Source organism: Mesorhizobium sp. M1A.F.Ca.IN.020.06.1.1 (assembly GCF_004023265.1).
GTDB lineage: Bacteria > Pseudomonadota > Alphaproteobacteria > Rhizobiales > Rhizobiaceae > Mesorhizobium.
On the sequence record NZ_RZSR01001609.1, the window covers coordinates 1 to 686 of the forward strand.

Below are 686 nucleotides of genomic sequence, written 5' to 3' on the forward strand. Positions count from 1 at the left end.
GCACCGACATGACATCCTTCACCCTCAACGGCCGTACCATCTACCGCAAGGACGGGAGTCTCAGGCTTGCCGACGGCACGCTGGCCGGCGCCGATCTAGACATGATTTCCGCCGTGCGCTTCGTCCATCGCGTGGTCGGGCTCGATCTCGACGAGGCGCTCCGCATGGCCTCGCTCTATCCCGCCGAAGCGATCGGCCAGGCGCATCGCCTCGGCCGCTTCGCCAACGGCACCGCAGCGGACATTGTCGGGCTGTCGGAAGACCTGGACGTCAAGAATGTCTGGATCGGCGGCGAGAAGGTTTTTGCGGCGTAGGCCTCTTCCTTCGTCATCCTCGGGCTTGACCCGAGGATCCATGCCGTGACCTCTGCCGTGGGGCGCAACGGTGCAGAATTCTGTAATCGTTGCACGCTTTGGCGTTAAGGCCTGGCTTCCAGGGTCTTCCCGCGTCGCTCCGCTCCTTGCTCCGCCCTAAAATGACGAAGCTGCCGGGCGTTTGCACTAGTCCTAGCTCTGCGGTCTGGATTGGTAGATATCCTTGTACGCCTCGCGCAAAACGTTCTTCTGCACCTTGCCCATTGTGTTGCGCGGCAATTCGTCGACGAAGATCACCTGCTTTGGATGCTTGTATTTGGCCAGCCGCCCGGCAATGGCGTCGGCGATATCGGCTGCGCTGATTGCCGAGCC

1 protein-coding gene and 1 pseudogene are annotated in these 686 nt (G+C 61.8%); one reads left to right on the forward strand and one right to left on the reverse strand.

The window, feature by feature from the left end:
• Nucleotides 1–314 (forward strand): amidohydrolase family protein (locus tag EOA60_RS35855; protein WP_164899922.1); only part of this gene is annotated, 314 nt, incomplete at its 5' end.
• Nucleotides 315–506: 192 nt separating this feature from the next.
• Here the strand turns inward: EOA60_RS35855 and EOA60_RS35860 are convergent.
• Nucleotides 507–686: pseudogene (locus tag EOA60_RS35860) on the reverse strand (malonyl-CoA synthase); the annotation flags it as partial.